Raw genomic sequence first — 17,607 nt, 5'->3', positions numbered from 1 at the left:
TGAGGATGTAGATACATGAAACGAGAAGAAGCATTACAGCATTTTATAGATGAATGCGTGTCAGTTCATGTTCACCGTTTGCAGGAGAAAGTGGATCGACAGTTTCGCAACGATAAGGAAGTTTTACTTCAACCAATCATTCATGCACTTGAACAGCTATTTGCGAATATTCATGAACAGCAAGAACAAGGAAAGTTAGCGCCAGTTGCTTTTATTCATCTATCATTGCTTCGAACATCATTACTAGAAAACAAGTTTACGTATTTACTAGAAGCATATGGAGATACATGGTATTGCGATTGGACACAATGCACAGCACAGTATGAAGCGGATTGGCTTTGTGAGGCGATGTTCGAATTACAAAAAACGCTTGAGAAAGAAAGAAAACCGTATATTAACATTCAAGCAGCGGACGTCCGCGTTATTATGCAGCAGACAGTCTTACTGTTTCATCAATATATTATCCAATTACTACGTTATCTTTTTCGTTATCAACAACAACGCGTCCCTAAACTCCATTTTCAACGAGCGACGTGCTTACGATTTCGAGTCGGTGAATATAAAGGGTTTAGTGAAGATGTCGCAATTATAGACAAACGACAACGAGTAGAAAAAGATGTCTTGTTAACGTTAGTGACAAAAGAGACGGATCAATCGTATACGTTTGGAAACTATTCAAATCTACCTTTACAGCACAAAGATTTCAATCAGTTGGACTTTTCCTATGCGAATTTCCAAGACAGTGATTTAGCAGGAGCTACAATGCAACGAAGTGTTTGCATCGGTACGAATTTTGTAAATGGTCAATTAGCGAATGTGGATTTTTCGTATGCAATGATTCAAGATGCTGATTTTCGAAATGCCAATTTAGCAGGTGCTAATTTTACGCATGCGCAAGGAAAATCCTTGAAGTTCTCTCGTAATGAAGTTCCCTGCTACCTTGGTACTGATTTCAGCCATGCAAATTTAGAACAGGCAAGATTTGATTTCGCCCAAATAGTAGGTGCAAACTTTACGGGTGCTAATTTAAAAGGAGCAACATTCTTTCAACGCGATCAAGGAAAGTATCAATTCAGCCAAGCCCAAATACAAGATATTCATTGGATTCAGTAATGACGTCCGTACGGGAAGATAGGTATGAAGCTTACAGGAGGTCAAGATGGAATACTTTATTGTTCGCCAAGACTCCACTATTACAAATCCGATTCTTCCTTTGAAGACAGACCTTGAAGATGATTTTGTTTGTTCGTCGGTATTTGCAGAAGTAGTGGAAAAAGAGCATGCAGTATATTTGGATTATTTAGAAAAGCCTCGGACAATTGTGTCTGATCAATTAAAAAAGTTATTCGTAAAATTTGAGGATCACTTAGCATTTACAGCCATCGTATTTACAGATGTAAAAAAAGGGACACAGCGCTTGTATTGGCTAATGGACATGGTGGAGAAAAACTGTATTTCCCAGGAAACGACTTATTATCCAGACGGACGTATAAAGGAGCTCGTAATAAACCATAGGAAGGTTGATTTGGACTGTATTTTTCAAGTCAATAGTCAAAGAGAATCTTTTACTATCGTTCATTTAGATGTCGCAGAAAGTATATTAAGACGGCCAATTCTTGGATTTCAGTTGCAGCGCGTCAAACTAGAACGATATTAAAAAGCGTTCAAATGGAAATCAAATCAAAAGAGCAATTTGAAACATATACGAAGGGAAGGGTACCGAATGGCTCAAGTTGTAGAAAATTTGGAGACAGAAGGTTCGGAACAAGAGCAATTTAGTTACGTGGTCCATGGGGCAATTATTTCCTGTGAGCATGGTAGCCACCTTAATTATTTAAATTTACCACAGGATCATGGTGTTTATATTAAAGATAAAGCCGTATTGAATGTAGGCGATCGAAACCCCGACAACATTCAGACCTTTGGCGTCTGCTTGAAGTTACAAAAACCGTGTACGCCCACATGTTCCATCGACTGGATGGAAGGGATGGAAAATGTCAATATCGAGGGCAAGCAAGCATTATTATCCTGTTGTCATACGCAATGCTCAGCAGGGGGAGGCAAAATTGATATTGTGCATGATGGGCAAGAGGAATTAGAAATACCGAAACAAGGCTTTTAAAAGAAAGGATGGAGTGAAAGGAGGTAAGTAATGAAAACACTAGGAGAAAAGGAAGTCAGCATGATAACGACGTATGAGGATCTTGTGCTCGAATGGCCTTATCCTCTTATTCATATAGATAAACTAACGATAAAACATCAAGGCAATGACCATGCGAGATTGTCCTTTACAGGAATGATTGCGGAAGAGCAAGCGCAGAAATATATTCAACGTGTCAGTCATTCAGATGAAGTCGTTGTAAAATTTGGCCAACAACAAGACATCTTATTCTCAGGTAGAATTGAAAATGCAGAGTTGCAGGCTGCCCAAGGGGTGCATTATGTCTCAGTTGAGGCAGTATCGTTTACAGCCAATATGGATGTTGCAAAACGCTCACGTTCTTTTCAAGATGCGAATATGACCTATATGGCGTTACTAGATACCATTGTGGGTGCTTATCCTCAAGGGGATTACATCGACCATGTTTCGAACGGTCAGGCCATTGGTCATATCTCAATTCAATACATGGAGACAGATTGGGAATTTATTAAAAGAATGGCTTCCAACCTACAGGCGGTCGTTTTTCCTGATTTACAAGGAAAGGGACCACGATTTTGGTTTGGCATACCAGAAAGTAAGAAAAGCGTAACAATCGACCATCTACCTTCAGTATTACATATGGATGTAGATACATATCGGTTAATTACTGAAAACGATGGTACAGATGTAAGTGAAACCGATTATACATTTTGTGCGTTTGAAAGCACAGAAGCGTACGAGTTGGGTACATCGGTACAATTAAAGGGAAGATCCTATGTTATCACGGTTCGGGAAATTCATCTCGAAGCGGGTGTACTAAAGTTTCAATATACTGCCCAACCAGAAAAAAGTATTCGTCAACGATTAGTACGCAATTTAGATTTGATTGGCGCAGCCTTTACAGGGAAAATCATTGATGTTACCCAAAATACCGTTAAAATACATTTAGATATCGATAAAAAACAAGAGAAAGAAAAAGCACATTGGTTTGCTTATTCAGCAGATGCAAATGGTGTCATGTATTTAATGCCGCAAAAAGGGGCACGTGCCCAATTGCATTTTCCAAGTGCTGTAGAACAAGATGCCATTGTCATTAGCTCGGTACGTGTTTCGCCTGCTACACCAGAGGGTGGACAAAAACAAACGAAAAAAATGGCAGACACGACCGTGAAATCATTAGCGACCAATGCGGGGAAAGATATGACACTAGGGGCTGGAGATATTACCTTTAGTGCAGTAGATGGTGTATTGGACCTTAAGATGGATGATGGAGAAGGCGTAATATTTCAAAGTAACAGTACCATCATGCTAGCGGCAGATGAAACACTTGAAATAAGTGGGATGAACGAGCTATCCGTAGAAGCCGAGGAATGGATTGCCATTTCAGCGCAGGAGCAAAGTCATATTATTCTTGCTGGTGACACACAGTTAATTAGTACGCTAATTGAACAAGAGGGGATAGAGAAAAAAAGCCAACCACCGAAGTTAAATGAAGAAGCAATCGAAGCTACATCAAAAGTGGATGTCATCTTCCCACAAAAAGCAGAGCAGAAAAAGGAGAAAAAAAGCTTCTTTAGTAAGTTGCTTGATAATGTTAGTTTAGCGTTAGATGTTGCTGGATTTATTCCGGGTATCGGAACCATCGCGGATATTGCAAATGCAGGTATTAGCTTGGTAAGAGGAGACTTTATGGGCGCAGCGATGAACATAGTCGGTGCAGTGCCAATCGTTGGGGATGCCGCAAAAACAGCCTACAAAGTCAATAAAGCGGCAAAAGTAGCAGAGGCAGCAAGTAAAACCGCCAAGGCTGCGGATAAGGCAGTGGATGCTTCCAAGGCAGTAAAGGGGATGAAAGCCGCTTACTCCAAAGTGTCGCAAACACTCGATACGGTTTCGGCAGTAGCTAACAAAGGCACAAAAAGTATGAAAACAGCAGCCGATAAAGTGATCGCCTCGATGGATGAAGTGCTAGCTGTGTCAAAAGCTGTCGACGGTATGAAGACGATGGCCAAAACGGAGCTAACTAAACTCAATCATCAAGTATTAAAGAAATTTAACTGTACAAAAGGATTAAGTGATAAATTCTGTAAAAAAGGCTTTGAACCGGTTGATTTAATTACCGGGCGCATGGTCTATGAAGGTGTCGACTTTGAACTACCTGGCCCTATCCCCCTTGCATGGGAACGTGCGTGGTACAGTGATAGTAGTCGAGTTGGATTAACTGGGCATGGTATGCACTTTACATACGATCTAGCCTTAGAAATATTTGAAGAAGAAGAGCTAATCGGCATTGTGGTGACGGATGGTCGCGCAGTAGGGTTTCCAATTTTACCAATTAATTTACCATATTTTAATAAAAAAGATAGAATGACCCTGAAGAATACAGGTGTGGAATACCATTTGTTTGAGCATGATACACGCTTGCTTTATGTATTTGAACAAACAACCGAGACAACATACCGATTAAAAGAACTAAGAAATGAGCAAGACCACCATATTCAATTTACGTATAACCTGAAAGGCTTCTTATCACAAGTAACGGATAGCGTAGGGCGCGTACTAGATGTTACGACAAATGAAGCGGGCAGAATGACAGAAGTCGCTTTACGTAACCAAACAAGTCGTGAAGTGTTAGTGCGCTATGTTTACAATGATGTTCAAGATTTAATCGAAATCCAAGATGCATTAGGGCAAAGTACACATATCCAATATGTGAACCACTTAATGATGCAAAAAATAGACCGTAATAAAAATAGTTTCTTCTGGCGTTATGATGGGCCAACGACAGGTGCACGCGTCATTAAAACATGGGGAGATGGCAATGTCCTTGCGGGTGAGCTTGCCTATTACGATGGCTATAACGAAATTACCAATAGTTTAGGGCATACAAGTACTTACTATTTTAATGAAGATAACCTATGCACGAAAATTATTTATCCAGATAGTAGTGAGGTCAGCTATGACTATAATGAGGACTTTGAATTACTGCAAGAAGTAGATGAAGATGGTCGTGTAACAACTTTCAGCTATGATGAATGGGCAAACCCAGTCACGATGACGCTGGCAGATGGCAGTACGTTATCCTCTCAGCATGATGACAAAGATCGGCTGATTCAGGCAGTTAATCCAGAGGGCGGCAGTCGTCAGTGGATTTATAATGAAGACGGAACATTACAGGCAACGATTTTAGAAGATGGTACAAAGACTGAATTTTCCTATAATGAACATCGTTTAATTGACACGGTGACAAATGCGCAAGGCCATATGGTAACCTTAACATATGACGCTGACCTAAATTTAAGCAGAATAGCATTGCCAGATGGGACAAGTTCAACATGGACATACGACCTTCGTGGGAACTGCACAAGCACAACCAATCCACTCGGTGCCACGGAAAAGTTCCGTTATGACCAATTAAATCGCCTAGTGCGCGCAAATCTATCCGATGGTAACGACGTTCAACTAAAGTACAATGCCTATGACGATATTGTTTTTGCAAAGGATAACCATACACAAGTCGCCTTTGACTACACGATTCTTGGTAGCTTAACCTCCCGCAAACAAGGGGGCAAGAAAGTACAGTTCACCTACGATACAGAGGAGCAATTAACCGCTGTTATCAATGAAAAAGGCGAAGCGTACACGTTTGAACGCGATACAAAAGGCAATATCTTTAAGGAAATCGGCTTTGATGACATGGAAAAAGCGTATGAGCGAAGCCTCGCAGGTTTCGTGCAGCACATTCAACGCCCAGGTAATCGTTGGACAGCGTATCAGCACGATGCGTTAGGAAATGTCATCCGCTCTGACTACTATGACGGCACGTGGGAAACATTTAGCTATGACAAAAACGGCTCATTACAAGAAACGGAAAATGAGCATGTAACCGTCAAGCTAGAACGAGACCCATCAGGACAAGTCATCAAAGAATGGCAAAACGACCATTGGATTGCTAGTAGCTATGACGAGCTAGGCAATCGCTCCCAAATGACAAGTAGCCTCGGTGCTAAAATCGATGTCATACGTAATGAGCTGGGCAATGTCTTGCAAATGACCGCCACTCGCTCCGAGCAAGCCCAGTGGACAGCCTTGATGGAATACAATGAACTCGGTCAAGAGATTGAAAGAATCCTACCAGGGGATGTTATTAGTAAATGGCAATATGATATTACAGGTAGACCAACACATCATAGAGTAAGTAGCCAAAGCCGAGATGCACGAAGACGTGCCTACAATTGGGACGTCAATCATCAATTACGGAGTATGGTCAACGAGTTAACAGGTGTAAAAGTGACTTATGGTTACGACGAATTTAGTAACCTTGTGTGGGCCAATCAAGATAGTCGCCAATTTGATTTCTTATACCGCAGTGTCGATGATGTCGGCAATCTATATGAAACAAAAGACAAAAAAGACCGTGTCTATGGAGCTGGCAGTAGATTACTAGAAACGAAAGATGCCAAATTCTCCTATGACGAAGAAGGAAATCTCGTAGAGAAAGTTGAAAATAATGGAGATACATGGAAGTACGAGTACTATGGCAATGGTATGATGTCAAAAGTCATCGGTCCAGATCTCACAGAAGTTACGTTCAAGTATGACGCACTAGGTAGGCGGGTAGAGAAGTGTTCTGAAGGTAGAGCTACTCATTTTGTATGGGATGGCAATACGATTTTGCATGAGTATTTCTCGCAGGAAAATTCTGTGGAGAATGGCTCACAGATAGAAGCCGATATCGCAGATAATCTAGTGACATGGGTATTCAATGATGGCTTTGTCCCTTCTGCAAAAATCACGAATGACGGTAGCTACAGTATTATTAGTGATTATCTAGGAACGCCTGTCGAAGCTTATGATGAACAAGGTCATAAGGTTTGGTCGGCTGAGCTTGATGTGTATGGACGAGTAAAAGAGTTTACGGGTGAGAAAGATTTCATTCCGTTTAGGTATCAAGGGCAGTATGAAGATATTGAAATAGGCTTGTATTATAACCGATTCCGATACTACGACCCAGAGCAAGGGAATTATACGCAGGTTGACCCGATTGGGCTGGCTGGTGGGAATCCTACGCTTTATGGGTATGTGTATAATCCAATGGTTGAAATAGATCCATTTGGATTAGCGTTTGGTAAGTCTATGCCGTCAAGTGGTTGGAATTATGGAAATATGCCTAAACCTAAAGAGTATCAATTACATCATATTATTCCGAAATCATTATATGATGGAGCAAATCCTCATGAAATTTTTAAACTAAGTGGATATGATGTAAATAATATACGTAATACGCTATATCTACCTACTAGTAGAGATAATCACCCAACCAGGTCTATTCATAGAGGATATAATAGTTTCCATAAAAAATATAATGAAGAAATGAGAGAAAAATTAAATGAGTTAGTTGATTACGGTAAAGGCGAAAAGTGGTCCCCTAAACAATATCATCATGCTATGCAAGATTTAATTAACGAACAACGGAAAAATTTAAGAAAAGGTAAAACAAAACTACATTGTGAAGGGTGATATATATGAGTTACTATCAGTTATTTAGCAATTACGAACGAGACGTTTTTTTTTCTTACACAGAAAAAAACACTTATGATCAATCTGACTTAAGAAAAGGTCTTGTCTATCCTTTAGATGAAAAACTTTATTATTCAGTAGATAAATTTGATCCCTATTTAAACGAATATGATATTCTGCCAACAATTGGTGGTGTTTTGGTAAGTATAAAATTGAAAAAACTAATAGAGCAATTAGGATCAGATTGTCAGTTTATCCCTGCGGTAATAAAGTCTACAAAAAGCGGCGAAAGTAATGAAACATTTTTTGTCATGAATGTATTAAATCTAGTACCTTGTTTAGATATGGAGAAATCGGAATATAAACCGTTATTAAAGTCTTTACCTAATGGACCAATCGAAGTTTTGTCTGTAAAGTATGTACCAAACTCCTTAGATGGACATCATATTGTAAGAATGAAAGAATATAAGGGCTATATTATTGTTGATGATGTATTTATAAAAGCATGTAAAGTGCAGAAGATTAAAGGTGTAATGTTTGTCAAAGAGGGAAGTACCCAACGACCGGAATTTGTTGAAATGTAGTGTATTCCTAAGAATATATAGTACTTATTATTATGAGCAAAATTAGTTATGATATTGAATTTTCTAATTACTGCTTTAATTAAGTTGTCGCAACATATGTAAAGAAATTGTCTTTAGCTTTTTCTTTACATATGTTTTTTTATTGTATATTTAATTATTAAAGTTGTATTTATATTTTTTGTTATTTTCTTAACAAAAAGTAATAATATTTCTAGTACATAAATGGTAAAACGAGATTTTTCAAGAATTCCCTACTAACATTTTCTGAGTTCAACAACCCCGCAGCAAGGAATATTTAAGGGTATCATTTTATACAAAAAAGATTATTACTATTTTAAATCATTTATTTTAAAGGGCAATAAATCCATTAAAAAGGATTTTATTGCCCTTTTAATTCACGAGTAGACCAACAAAGCGAGACCCATCTGGGCAAGTCATCAAGGAATGGCAAAATGACCATTGGATAGCTATGAATTGCACGTGCGGAAAGATGAAGATGTATATATTTTAAAAACTTTAGAGAAACAGAAGGTCATTTACATAACCTGAAAATTAAATAGTTACACAAATATCACTAATTCAGTAGATGGTATAGTATATGGTGTTAAAACCGTCGCTAATAATGGTGCTATAGGTCAACTAAAAGAAAAAGCCAATAAACACCTAGACACCGTAAAAGATAAGTTACACACAAAAGTAGACGAAGTAAAGAACCAGCTTCGTCAGCTTGGAACACCGCCGTTGGAGATGCCGGTGTGAACGTCGGTCGAATAACGGATACGGGAACAGTTGGGAAAAATACACAATCGTCTTAATCCGAAGCCATCGAATAGTTCCAACGGTGAACCTAAAAAAGTAAGTGTCGACGAATTTAATGCAGATAAAGCTACTAACAAACAAAAAGGTAATTTTGGTGAAATAATTTCAAGTGATAATTTATTAAACAACCAAAGTATAAAAGCCGCAGGATATGATTTAAATCCAATAGGCAGAGGGGCACCAACAAGCATTAATGATAAAATAGTAAAAGGGATAGTCGGATTATATGAAAATGCAAATACAGAATCAAAAATTAAATATGTAATTGATGAAGCGAAGTTTGGTAGTTCCCAATTAGGCAAAACAAAAGATGGACCACAAATGTCAAACGAATGGTTGACAGGTGCGAAAACTGAAAAAAGTAGAATTTTGAAAGCTGTTGGTGGTGATCAAAAACTAGCAAATAAAATCACCAAAGCATTGGATGAAGATGAAGTTGAAAGAGTATTATCAAAAGTCGATAGTAGTGGGAATGTAATAACATATAGGTTAAATGCTAAGGGTGAAATAATTGGAGAATGGCCTTGATTTAGAGGCAAGGAGGAAATGAAAATAATGAGGGATCATCTATGTATAGAAGAAAAATGTAGAGAAGGAATTGAATATCATAAAGAATTTATAGCTGAAAATAGGGAGGATATCAGAAATTTAGAGGAGGATACCAAAAATGGTATTCAAAGAAAAACCAAAGACAATAAAAGTCGTATAGAAGCGAGTTATTTAAGGACTTTTAAATATGAGATGGAAGATATTAGGACGAAATATTCTTTAGGAGAAGATATTAGTGCAATAGAAGAAGACTTTCATAATGCAATTTATGATTTAGAGCATACAGGGACTAGGGAAGTTGGATATTTAAGTATTCTTTGGACGATTTCTTTAGGAATCCTATTAGAAACGGATAAAAAGAATATAGAAAGATTAAGTAAGGTGGTTGAGAAAAAAGAAATAAGCGATTCAGTGATTGATTTTTTATTATATGCTAGTAATATCGGACATACTAAAATCACTAATGATTATTATAAAGAAAATCCATATGCAAAAACAAAAGAAATTATAGAACTTGCGCAAACCGATAAGAAAAAAGCTTCTAAAAGATTACAAACGTATATGGATAAAGAATGGTTTAAAGGTCATTACGATTACGAATGGAAAAATGCACACAAGGAGCCTGGATATGTAGGGTTTTGGAGCTTTGAAACAGCAGCGCTAGCGAAGATACTCGAACTTGATGATACAAGCCTAATAAATAATAATCACTATCCATATGACTTGGCACATTACAAGAATGAAATGAAATTCAAGCAGATTTCCCTCAGTGACTACGACAATGAACAAGAGATTGAGGAACTTGAAATAATAGAAGGAATTGAAAATAATCCTTTATTGGAAAAGGTTATTCCACCAATATGGCACTCATTTGTCAATGAATTGATACATGATTATGAGGTTATGGATGATAGTAGTTTCTACAAAAAATACAAACAAACGATAGGGTTAGATCAAATTTGGTTCTTAATTCAAGATTATAAAGAAGAAAATAAGCAAAAAAATCTCTTGGGAAGTTTAATTGTTTTTGCAATGGTGGAAAAAGGATATATAGTGCAATTGGATTATAAAGAAGAGTTGGATGATTACTTTTCGAGTATGAAAAATGAGTGGAACACAAAAACAAAGTTAGTTCAATTTATATTAAATAATGATCAGAATTATTTCGCATTGATACCAGTAAATGAAAATGTTAAAGAAATGTATGAAGTTACTGTTAAAGATGTAAAGTAAATTTATTGATCAGAAATCAGTGGAAAATCTACTTTAGTGACTTAAACAATAATTTTGACTAAATCGAGTATTGTTAAGGATCTAAAGATAAAAGTGTGTGTAAGTTAAATTGAGTGAATGATAAAATGGTGGTATTTGGATAATCCAAATACCACCATTTTTAGTGAGTCTTAGTTCCGTAATTTAAGGGTACGGGTAAAGTTGTTAATGGTGTGAGTGGGCCTGTAAATAAAATCGATTCTGACTTAATAAAAAAATATGTTAGAGATATAGAGCAACGTACAGGCAGAGAGTTACCTAAAATTCAAATAGAAAAATTGAAGGAAGCGTTAAGAGATAAAGAATATATAAAAATGTCACCAAAAGAGACTGCAAAACATAGGGCTGAATTTGATAAAGTAAAAAATAAAGTAATAAAAGAATGGGAGGAAAATACCGGTCAAGAATGGCCAGTTTATAAGGATAATGTTGTATCAGAAAAAACAGGTAAAATTATTAGAAAAGAAGGAGATAAGTATGATGCTCACCATATCATTGAAAATTCTTTTGGAGGAGAACATGAGTGGTGGAATATGCATCCAGCAAAGTTCCCAAATGAGCACCAATCTGGTATTCATGGAAAAGGTTCACCAGCCAATGAATTATTTAAAGGAGGTAAAAAATGAAGAGCTATGATTTTATAAAAGCAAACAAAGATAATAGTTTTTATCCAGTGACTGAAAGTGAAATAGAAGAGGTTGAAAAAATCTTGAATTTAAAAATTCCTAATGAGTTAGTTAATTTATATTTACAAGTTGGCTATGGGTTTATTAAAGGATCAGAGTTTAATATTAATCGTATTATGGACCCATATTCTGTAAGAGACTTTCGGTTGAGAATGAATGATTTTGAATTTTATCCAGACATAGAAATATATGAAGAATTTGAGAAAAACAAATTAATATTTTTTGAAGGCAGTGAGTCAGCTTTAATGTCAATCGAATTGAATGATAATAATGAGAATCCAATTTACTATTATGATATTCAAATAGCAACTTCTCTTACCGAATTTTTAATGAGAATAGAAAAAAATGATAAATATTACATTGATTTATTAGTTGATTAAATATTTGATTGACATACTATTTATTCCTTGAAAGGCTATAAGCCCTTCAAGGTTTTTTTAATAAATATTTGATACAAATGAAGGTAATACCATCATGGAATTTGGTACTAATACTAGGTTAGAGTGACATGGCGGATGTAATTATGATATGGAATGGCTAACAAACTAGCGAGAATGACAAAGCTCATGGAGATAAACAAGGATATAATAGTTTTTAAATTGTATACAATTAAAGGTATCCTTGAATTTGAATAATAACTCATGAAGGCTAGACCATCAAAGAGTGCTATTTTAACAATAAAGCAATAAGAGCGAGAATAGGCGAGATGACACTTTACTTACAAGTACCACTTTTGGATGCCATAAGCACCTAACACACGAGATTAGACGAGCAAACGGGTTTAAATGTTACATTTGCCAAGTGTTAATAAAGTTGCCATACTAAAATTACTTATAAAACTTGCGAATATTAATAAACTTAAACTTAGAAAATATATGAACTTAAAGCACTTGATTGTCTATAACAGGCGACAAGTGCTTTTTTAAATATTTAAATACGTAAATTGAAAAGATTACGATTATTTCTTCTGCTTTTTCAACGATTTTACTAGATATTTATAAACATATTAAAGATGGGTTGACACCAATTTTTGGTTTAGAAGATGTTGGGGGCTATGGAAGGGCATTGGCACAGTTTTTAACCGACCATGGACAGGTTGTAAAAGAAGTAAATCCAGCACTTTCATATGCTGAACGAAAAAGTCATATGACGACACAAAAAAGTGACAGCTGGGATGCAGAATGTGTAGCCAGAATTTTGGTGAACAAACTAGAACAGTTACCAGATGCTAAACCACATGATTTATACTGGTCGATACAACAACTGGTCACTAGAAGAAATGCATTAGTAAAGGCACAAGGGGCTTTAAAGAACCAACTGCATATTCAATTAAGTCACAACTATCCAAGTTATAAAAAGTTTTTTTCAGAAGTAGATGGAAAAACAGCATTGGCATTTTGGGAACGATACCCGTCTCCACCGTGTTTAGATGGGGTAAGTGTAAAGCAATTGACCATATTTTTATTAGAAGCCAGTAGTAATACATGTTCGGTGAAAAAAGCGAGTGAAATTTTAAAGTTGGTGAAAGAGGATGGAAACACAATAAGAGAACACCAAGAAACACGAGACTTTCTAGTAAAGAGCATCGTCCGAGACATTTCATTTAAGAAGCAGGAAATGCGCTATGTGGAACGAGAATTAAAAGGGTTAATGAGTTTACTAGACTTTCAATTAGATACGATGCTAGGCATAGATCTCGTTACAGCTTCGGCTTTAATTGCAGAAATAGGCGATGTACGCCGTTTTCCGAATGCCAACAAATTAGCACGATTTGCGGGCATTGCGCCTGTTTACTTTGGTTCTGGTGGGAAAGGAAGGGAACAAAAAAGCAAGCAGGGAAATCGGGCGCTACACGCTTTATTTTACAACTTAGCCGTACAGCAAGTACAAGTGGCAAAAGGAAGTAAGCTACCAAGGAATCCCGTATTCCATGATTACTATCACCGGAAGCTAAAAGAAGGCAAAACAAAGGGACAAGCTTTGGTTTGTATCATGAGACGGCTTGTAAACATTATTTACGGTATGATGAAGCACAAAACAGCATATGAATTACCGATAATAAAGGAGGAAGAAGTAGTTTAATAAGGTTTAAGATAGATTGTTTTTTTATTAGCGGATTTTAAGATTACAACATAGGGTACGGGTAAAGGTGATGATTTTGCTAAAGAACCATTCTTGCCTGATAAGTACTACAAAAATAATTATGTTCCTGATGATGGGACTCCGGGAGCTAGATTTGATTTTAGTCGTTTAGGTTCAAGTGGACAGATTGAGAATTCAAGGGTTATTTATGACCAAGCAGGAAAACAAAAGTTTAGAATTGATTATTCAGATCATGGAAACTCGTTACATCATACAAACCCACATATGCATGAATATATTTGGCAAGATGGTGGAAAAAGTGCTAGAGAAATTAAGTATTTCATTGATCCAGAAAATGGAAGATTAAGAAAAGGGAAAACAAACATAGAAACAAACCGTATTGAATTTATTGATTAATAGGAGGGAAATTTAAGTTGCATATTAAGAATTACCAAAATATGATAGAAAAGTTGAATTGTATGGGCTCATGGGCTTATGAAGAAATAGTTGAAATTAAATACAATATTGAACAAGATTATGAGGATAATTATATAACGGTACTTGATCTTACTTTCAAAGTAGAGGTAATAAAAACAAAGCAATGGTTTAAATTGAAGAAAAGATATTACAATGTTACTAATTTTTCTTTAGACAAGGTAACAAATCTATATTTAACAAATAGTTTAATTATCCATGATAAAAAAGAGTTAGGATGGGATAGTGATAAAAGATACCATGTTCATGATGATAGCGGTTATGGAGAAAATGATGGATATAATTTCATTGAATTTTATTGTAGTTCTATTGAAGCACTCTCTTTAGAGGAATTTTACTCGACTTCGGATTAAGAATATTTGTTGGCAATGAAAAAGTGACTGGTTTACAGTTAAAGATATCCTTGAATTTGAATTAATAACTCATGAAGGCAAGCCATCAAGAAATGTTTTTTTAATACTAATGTAATAAGAGCGAGAATAGGCGAGATGACATTTTACTTACAAGGACCACTATAGATGTCATAAGCAAACAAACACACGAGATTAAACAAGCTAAAGGGTTTAAACGTTCCACTTGCCATGTGGTAAAAAGATGTCATACTGTCAATACTAAAATAACTTATAAAACTTGCAAATATTAATAAATTTAGAAAATATATAAACTTAAAGCACTTGATTGTCAATAACAGACGACAAGTGCTTTTTTGCATGTTTAAATACGTAAATTGTTACTTTAATTTATATTAAATTAGCTGATATTTGAGTGAGACATTAAGAAAAAGATTTGTTTGAGAATCGAGAGCTCATGAAGGCGGACCATCAAGGAGTACCATGTAAACATTGGTCTAGGAAGAAAAGTGTGAGAATTAGGTGAGATGACATTTTACATGCAGGAGGTAGTCTTGTATGGAATAGTGACTAAATAAACGATAATGACAAAGCTTGTGGCGATAAACAACGGGAAACTTAAAAAGGTATTTCGGCTCTGCCTTAGCCTAAATGAGACGGTACTACAAGTAACCGTAAAAAGGAAGTTTAAACTGACAGTATAATAGCTTTATTCATGTAGAAAAAGTCGCTCTTTGAAAATAGAAGAAGCGACTTTTACTTGTTTTCAATTTCTATAAAATCAACTATTTCTCTAATGTCATCTAGCTCTAAAGTTTCTGCAATTTTTTCAAGATGATTAAAATTAATATTTTGCCGTTTTTGATTAGCTAATTCACTTAGAGCTGAATGAGATGCTTTTTTTGTATTTTATTTTAAGGCTTCATTTAAAAAAATGCCCCATTTTACAGTATATTTTTATGTAAGAAAATAAGGAGGGCAACAGATGTTTTTTTGTGTAATTTTAGTTGCCAACTTAAAAAACTTCAACTCGAAATTATATATTACTGTGTAAGACAAAAATGAAAAAGGGAGAGGAAATAATTTGACTAAACAAATTAACGAAGGTGGAAACAAATTGAGCAAAAGTATTGAGAGCTATAGAAATCAGTTAATACGAAAGCATCTTCCGGGAACAATAATTGAAGGTGATAAAGTAACGTGGCTTCAGCGATTGCTTTTCAAAGAAGTAGAAGAATTGAAATGGGCAGAAATTGATAGGTTGGTGCAAAAAAAGGAAGAAGTGTAAAAAAAGCAAAAGAGAAACGACAGAATAAGAAAGATGGTATAGACCTACCTAATGAATAACTACTTTCTAAACGTTGAGCATTTGATTGCCTTTGATAAGGTGACGAGTGCTTGTTGAAGTTAAAAGGAGCAGATTATTAATAAGTACAATAAGTGTTAAAAAAGGAGAAAGGATAAGAGAGAAGCAAATGATGAAACTGAATGTGTCGATTGACAAGTTTACGATGGATTATAAAGATGTACCACACGGAGCATTTTTACGGCTTTATATGATGATTATGGTAAAAATGGGACATAAAGTGAAGATGAAGTACGGATACGAGGGAGCATTATACGTAAATGAGTTGCACATAAAGAAAGATGAAAAGGTATACATGCACATATATTATAGGAATTTTAATGAAATAACAGGGCATATGTATACACTACGCATAGAAACACGTCCTGAGCATTATGCACACTTGGTCATGAAGCCAGATATGACAGAAGTTACGTTCAAGTATGATTCGCTAGGTAGGCGAATAGAGAAGTGTTCGGAAGGTAAAGCTACTCATTTTGTATGGGATGGCAATACGATTCTGCATGAGTATTTCTCGCAGGATAATTCAGTGGAGAATGCCTCACAGACAGAAGCCGATATCGCAGAAAATCTAGTGACATGGGTATTCAATGATGGCTTTGTGCCTTCTGCAAAAATCACGAATGAAGGCAACTACAGCATTATTAGTGATTATCTAGGAACGCCTGTAAAATAAACACCACTTTGATAGTAGAAATATGAAAACGAAGAAAATTAACAACCTACTTTGACAAAAAAACCTTAAAATTTTAAAATTTTATTATAGGAGGTTGTTACAAATGAAGAAAAAAATAAATTTTACTATGGCTTTCTTTTTAATAGCAATGGTCTCACTATATTTTTTTAATGAATACAAAACAAAAAATCTTGTACAAGATTTTTTCGATACAAATTCTTTAGCAGAAGAAACCCATGATATTAGTATCATAGATACAGAGCGCAACGTTAAAACTATCAAAAAAGATAGTACTGTATTTACAACTTTCATAAATTCACTTGAACAACTAGAAATAAAACGAACTAGCTCTAATTTTACTTACACAGGGTTCTCTATGATTATTTATCACAACAACGATTTGCATGTTATTTATCTCAGTGAAAACGGACAATTAACTTTTAATCACAAAAATTATGAAATACAAAATAAACAGGCATTTGACAAATTCTTTGAAATAGTAAAAAGCACCCACTAAAGGGTGCTTTTTTTACAAAGGAATAGAACCGCCACTTGATGTAAAAATTTTTTTAGGAATAATATTACCTTGAATAATAGTGAAGTCTGTGTTCCCTGTCGCAAGGTTTTTGAATGCCAAATAGTTAACACTAAATTCAATAGAAACATAAGTTTTATTATCAATGAAAATTCGTAATAGTTTAGTTATTTGATCATAGCCTTCTTCTGCTACTCGTAAGACTTCATTTTTCTCCCACTCATTCGCACTTGTTAATGCAGATACAAGAAGGGATGGAATAGCTGTATAAGCTGATTTATTAAAAACCTTTTCTAAAGCAGCAGTAGCAAGTCCACCTAGGAATGTTGTTGTAGCTGCCGATGAAACCTTACCGTTCCAATAATTGATGAATGCCTCTTGAGCTCGATGCATATCAGTAACATTTGCTCGAGAAATAGAAGTAGTTGCATTGTACTCATAACGTGAATATTTAGCTGTTGCCATAATTAAATTCCTCCAGTTATATAATTGATTTTGTTTTGTTAGCACTAACACTCTATAAAGGGAAATTT

General features: G+C 35.6%; 14 protein-coding genes and 3 pseudogenes. 15 read left to right on the top strand and 2 right to left on the bottom strand.

Annotation, left to right across the window (positions count from 1 at the left end):
- The first annotated feature begins 15 nt into the window (after positions 1–15).
- The 12 genes and pseudogenes from ACQKNX_RS09365 to ACQKNX_RS09310 all read left to right on the top strand — a co-directional run bounded on the left by ACQKNX_RS09365 (position 16) and on the right by ACQKNX_RS09310 (position 14,500).
- Entirely contained in the window at positions 16–1,113 is a 1,098-nt protein-coding gene (locus ACQKNX_RS09365) for a pentapeptide repeat-containing protein (protein ID WP_427428652.1), read from the top strand.
- A 46-nt stretch (positions 1,114–1,159) separates the two neighbouring features.
- Positions 1,160–1,657 (top strand): hypothetical protein, encoded by a 498-nt coding sequence (locus tag ACQKNX_RS09360; protein ID WP_427428651.1) that lies wholly within the window; start codon positions 1,160–1,162, stop codon positions 1,655–1,657.
- A gap of 66 nt (positions 1,658–1,723) precedes the next feature.
- The gene (locus ACQKNX_RS09355) at positions 1,724–2,122 is read left to right on the top strand and encodes a DUF4280 domain-containing protein (protein ID WP_427428650.1); all 399 of its coding nucleotides are present in this window, start codon (positions 1,724–1,726) and stop codon (positions 2,120–2,122) included.
- Between the two features lie 30 nt (positions 2,123–2,152).
- Positions 2,153–7,660, top strand: a complete 5,508-nt coding sequence (locus ACQKNX_RS09350; protein ID WP_427428649.1) for a DUF6531 domain-containing protein — start codon at positions 2,153–2,155, stop codon at positions 7,658–7,660.
- Between the two features lie 5 nt (positions 7,661–7,665).
- A complete protein-coding gene (locus tag ACQKNX_RS09345; protein WP_427428648.1) occupies positions 7,666–8,244 on the top strand; it encodes an imm11 family protein in 579 nt (192 codons plus the stop codon).
- A gap of 789 nt (positions 8,245–9,033) precedes the next feature.
- Positions 9,034–9,591, top strand: a complete 558-nt coding sequence (locus ACQKNX_RS09340) for a hypothetical protein (protein ID WP_427428647.1) — start codon at positions 9,034–9,036, stop codon at positions 9,589–9,591.
- A 27-nt stretch (positions 9,592–9,618) separates the two neighbouring features.
- The gene (locus ACQKNX_RS09335) at positions 9,619–10,845 is read left to right on the top strand and encodes a PoNi-like cognate immunity protein (RefSeq protein WP_427428646.1); all 1,227 of its coding nucleotides are present in this window, start codon (positions 9,619–9,621) and stop codon (positions 10,843–10,845) included.
- 185 nt (positions 10,846–11,030) lie between these two features.
- Positions 11,031–11,510: pseudogene (locus ACQKNX_RS09330) on the top strand (HNH endonuclease signature motif containing protein); the annotation flags it as partial.
- Positions 11,507–11,950, top strand: coding sequence for an SMI1/KNR4 family protein (locus ACQKNX_RS09325; protein WP_427428645.1), 444 nt, complete (start codon positions 11,507–11,509; stop codon positions 11,948–11,950). The pseudogene ACQKNX_RS09330 and the gene ACQKNX_RS09325, both read left to right, overlap by 4 nt.
- Before the next feature lie 586 nt (positions 11,951–12,536).
- Positions 12,537–13,652 (top strand): annotated as a pseudogene (locus ACQKNX_RS09320) (IS110 family transposase); the annotation flags it as partial.
- Positions 13,653–13,745: 93 nt separating this feature from the next.
- Positions 13,746–14,069 (top strand): hypothetical protein, encoded by a 324-nt coding sequence (locus ACQKNX_RS09315; protein ID WP_427428644.1) that lies wholly within the window; start codon positions 13,746–13,748, stop codon positions 14,067–14,069.
- A 17-nt stretch (positions 14,070–14,086) separates the two neighbouring features.
- Positions 14,087–14,500, top strand: a complete 414-nt coding sequence (locus ACQKNX_RS09310; RefSeq protein ID WP_427428643.1) for a hypothetical protein — start codon at positions 14,087–14,089, stop codon at positions 14,498–14,500.
- A gap of 753 nt (positions 14,501–15,253) precedes the next feature.
- Here ACQKNX_RS09310 and ACQKNX_RS09305 read toward each other — a convergent pair.
- A pseudogene (locus ACQKNX_RS09305) lies at positions 15,254–15,388 on the bottom strand (helix-turn-helix domain-containing protein); the annotation flags it as partial.
- A gap of 193 nt (positions 15,389–15,581) precedes the next feature.
- Between ACQKNX_RS09305 and ACQKNX_RS09300 the strand changes: the two are divergent.
- The 3 genes from ACQKNX_RS09300 (at position 15,582) to ACQKNX_RS09290 (ending at position 17,056) form a co-directional block, all read left to right on the top strand.
- On the top strand, positions 15,582–15,785 hold the full coding sequence (locus tag ACQKNX_RS09300; protein WP_427428642.1) for a hypothetical protein: 204 nt from the start codon (positions 15,582–15,584) through the stop codon (positions 15,783–15,785).
- A 187-nt stretch (positions 15,786–15,972) separates the two neighbouring features.
- Entirely contained in the window at positions 15,973–16,539 is a 567-nt protein-coding gene (locus tag ACQKNX_RS09295; RefSeq protein ID WP_427428641.1) for a hypothetical protein, read from the top strand.
- Positions 16,540–16,642: 103 nt separating this feature from the next.
- Positions 16,643–17,056, top strand: a complete 414-nt coding sequence (locus ACQKNX_RS09290) for a hypothetical protein (protein WP_427428640.1) — start codon at positions 16,643–16,645, stop codon at positions 17,054–17,056.
- A gap of 12 nt (positions 17,057–17,068) precedes the next feature.
- On the opposite strand, the gene ACQKNX_RS09285 is transcribed toward ACQKNX_RS09290, so the two are convergent.
- Positions 17,069–17,539, bottom strand: a complete 471-nt coding sequence (locus ACQKNX_RS09285) for a hypothetical protein (RefSeq protein ID WP_427428639.1) — start codon at positions 17,537–17,539, stop codon at positions 17,069–17,071.
- Positions 17,540–17,607: the final 68 nt, after the last annotated feature.

The sequence above is a fragment of the Lysinibacillus sp. NPDC093712 genome (genome assembly GCF_050280025.1).
Taxonomy (GTDB): Bacteria; Bacillota; Bacilli; order Bacillales_A; family Planococcaceae; genus Lysinibacillus.
Note: the sequence above shows the minus strand (reverse complement) of the source record. Positions and strands in the feature narration are given on the sequence as shown.